The sequence below is a fragment of the Singulisphaera rosea genome (assembly GCF_054877945.1).
Map to the genome: position 1 here is coordinate 1 of NZ_JBTYIP020000071.1, position 2896 is coordinate 2896.

4 protein-coding genes and 1 pseudogene are annotated in these 2896 nt (G+C 62.6%); 2 read left to right on the forward strand and 3 right to left on the reverse strand.

All coding sequences use genetic code 11. The annotated features are described in order from the left end of the window. Positions 1 to 493: 493 nt before the first annotated feature. Both ACYOEI_RS40895 and ACYOEI_RS40900 read right to left on the reverse strand, forming a co-directional pair. Positions 494 to 805 (reverse strand): hypothetical protein, encoded by a 312-nt coding sequence (locus tag ACYOEI_RS40895; RefSeq protein ID WP_462856446.1) that lies wholly within the window; start codon positions 803 to 805, stop codon positions 494 to 496. 49 nt (positions 806 to 854) lie between these two features. Next, positions 855 to 1205 (reverse strand): PAAR domain-containing protein, encoded by a 351-nt coding sequence (locus ACYOEI_RS40900; protein ID WP_462856447.1) that lies wholly within the window; start codon positions 1203 to 1205, stop codon positions 855 to 857. A 339-nt stretch (positions 1206 to 1544) separates the two neighbouring features. On the opposite strand from ACYOEI_RS40900, the gene ACYOEI_RS40905 reads away from it, so the two are divergent. Further along, positions 1545 to 1763 carry a hypothetical protein gene (locus ACYOEI_RS40905; RefSeq protein WP_462856448.1) on the forward strand — a complete coding sequence of 73 codons (219 nt, stop codon included), beginning with the start codon at positions 1545 to 1547 and terminating at the stop codon, positions 1761 to 1763. Positions 1764 to 1876: 113 nt separating this feature from the next. On the opposite strand, the gene ACYOEI_RS40910 is transcribed toward ACYOEI_RS40905, so the two are convergent. Then, positions 1877 to 2080 (reverse strand): hypothetical protein, encoded by a 204-nt coding sequence (locus tag ACYOEI_RS40910; RefSeq protein WP_462856449.1) that lies wholly within the window; start codon positions 2078 to 2080, stop codon positions 1877 to 1879. A gap of 421 nt (positions 2081 to 2501) precedes the next feature. Between ACYOEI_RS40910 and ACYOEI_RS40915 the strand changes: the two are divergent. Continuing rightward, positions 2502 to 2896: pseudogene (locus ACYOEI_RS40915) on the forward strand (hypothetical protein); the annotation flags it as partial.

Consider the following 2896-nt stretch of genomic DNA (forward strand, 5'->3'; position numbering starts at 1 on the left):
CCTGATGTGGACGAGGCCGGATGGGTGCATCGACATCACGGTGCTGTCGGCCGCCGACCTGATCTTCGGCGAGGGGACTCGTCGGCGGAGGTTGGCCGATATCCTCGGGGCGGCCGCCGTCTGCACGCCGCTCTACCTCCCCTGGTTCCTCTGGGCCTGGTCCTAGCCTAGCTTCGACGGCACGCTCGCCGAGAGTCGAGCGTCCGAGCTCGGACTGATCGAGGTGGCCTCGTACGCGCTGATCGATGGGCCGGGCAACGATCTGCGCGTCCTCCGTTTCGCTGTAGCCCGGTCCTCGTCCAGTGCCATGCCTGACGTAAGCCGATCCGCTACCGTTGTTGCCGCACATCTCATGGAGGATTGCGGCATCGGCACCCTGGAGGCAATCGCCCGGGTCGCCGCTCGGAGGAACATCAACGTCACGTCGGGGTCTGTCGATCTAAGCCGCACGTTTGTGGTTGAATAGGTCCGGGAGAGAGGGAAGGCATCCCGGTCACGGCGTCGACCCGCGAGGGACCGGGACCGAGCCGGTCGGGAGTTGGTCCCCATCGCTCCCGCCGTGGAGCACCGTCGGCGAAAACCGCCGTAGGACTCGGGACGTGATGCGGGCGGTCCGGATCTTCAGGATGCCGCAACGAGGCACGAACCCATCGCGGGGCGAATCGCGGACGGGGTACTTGGCCGGCTTGCTTTCTGCGGACTCACGCGTGGCCGAGCCTCGAGATTCGGCCACGACGCACAGGCGCCGGCACCGTCGACGGTTGGTCGGGCCGCTTCGGCCCGTCCGGTCACGGGGACGTGTCACGCTTCCCTTGATCCCTTCGGCAAGGGTAGAGGAGAGGTCGCGACACGGTTCATCTCCAATAGTCTCTCAACGACGATGGGGAGAGGAAGACCCGCGGTCCCGTCGAAGAGCGGCGGCCGACGCTTTCCTGGTGGAGGTTTACGAAAAGCCTCTGTGGGTCGCCTGAGAAACTTGAAAGAATGATCATGTCGGGTAATTTTTCTGGAACTCGGTCCTCTATGTACATCTGTTTGGATCCCTCCTCCGAGATTCCGTGGGCCTGTATCACTTGCATGTTGACATGGACCGAGTTGGGGAGGGTGGCGCTCATGTTACTGAAGTTCGGGAAGGGGATGGGGACGGCCGAAGGCGTGACGTCTGGAACCTCGACGTATGGCGGAAGGCTGGGCTCGGGTAGCATTGGGATGTCCTGAATGGTGTTTGGAGAGGCGAGGGCAACGATCAGAGCGGCTAACGTCTGTCTGGCACCCAGCACAACATGTCCGGGAGCCGAGAGCGGAGGCGGAAACGAGGACTGGCTCCCGGCTTCGACGTCGACTCGCGAGGGCTCCGGCCTGACCCGGCCGGGAGCAAATCCCCGTTTTCCTCCGTCGTGCGCAACGCAAGCGAGAATTGCTCTAGGGCGTCCGTTGCCAGATCGTACAAGGTTGGTCGGCGAATTCCCACACGTTCCCGCCTTGATGGGATCAGATTGCCTTAGTAGTGTAAACATCGTTCGGTGAAGGCCATGGCTTGCGGCATGCGTGGAGCGGATCCTGGCCTGATCCGCGGGCGTGAGTTCGAGTGCGAACTCCCCGGGTCGGTGATGGACCGTGGCGACCTGAATGACTCCAAATTCGGCCAGGAAGTCGATGAACATCCCAATGTGACCCCGGCCTTCGATCGTCTGGAGATGGGCTTGCCCGCCCCGTCTGCGGTGCTCACGGCACCTCTCGTCCTTTCGCCCGTCCTAATTTGATGCACCGTTTCGAGGAACGAGCTACGGATTATTAAGGCTTTTTGGCAAGACTTTTAAGGCGATATTTCTGGAATTTTGCGGTAAGAGAACGACCGGGGCGAGGCGTTAATGGTTTAGGTATGCTTGATGTCGTTGTACGTCGGCGGGCCCAAAACCTTCACGACGTCAACCTTGGGCTTGCCGACCAGCTTCGTGCCTTCCGCAAGCCGCCGGCATGGTCGATTGAACCAGGTCGGATCGGGACCATGACGGGCGACGTCGATCGCCGAGGCGACGAGTGATGTGACCCGCCCAACCAGGGGTGATGCGATCAGCATGGCCCGGAGGCTTCAACGATATCGCATCGAAGTCCTTCTCGAGGGATGGGTGGGACGAAGGAATTCCCGTTGGGCTGGAATCCTTCGAGCATGGCCCGCAAGATCGCATTCGCGGCCATGCGAGGGAGACGAGAGCATGGACTCCACGACCCTGGCCCCGGATTGCCAACATTGCCGACGTCGCGACCTGTGTCGAGACTTGACGGAGCGTCCTGACCCGTTGAGGAGACAGGAACCTTGGGGGCATCGGGCAAGAGCCCCACCTCGCGATCGCTTTCGTCGGCCCACGGACGGACGAATTCGTCGCCGGCTTGAATTGCCCCCGGATTTCAGGTGGGTATGATAATGGGGTGACGACATGTCAAGGGGGGGTGGCCTCGAGGGCCGTCTCGGGCGTTGGTCCTTGGGGTAGTGTCTCGTCATGGAGCAAGAAACGGACGGGCAACGGCCGGGCTGGCGGGGGGCGTGGGTCGTTGCGGTTGCGACGGGGCTGAGCCCGCTCGCCTACGCATTGTACACGAATCACGTCTGGGAAGATTTCTTCATCACGTTCCGGCACAGCCAGAACCTGTGCGAGGGGCATGGGTTGGTCTACTACCCGGGTGAACGGGTCCACGGCTTCACCTCGCCGCTTGGGACGCTCCTGCCTGCGCTCTGCTTCCTGGCGACGGGGTCGCGGACCTATTTCGAGGCCCTCTGGGCGTTCCGGGTCCTGAGCATCGTCGCGTTCGCGGGGGGCGGGGTGCTGCTCTGGCGGCGATTGAGGCGGGAGGATGTCGGGAATTCGTTGCCACGCCTGGCGTTGGCGTTCTTGTA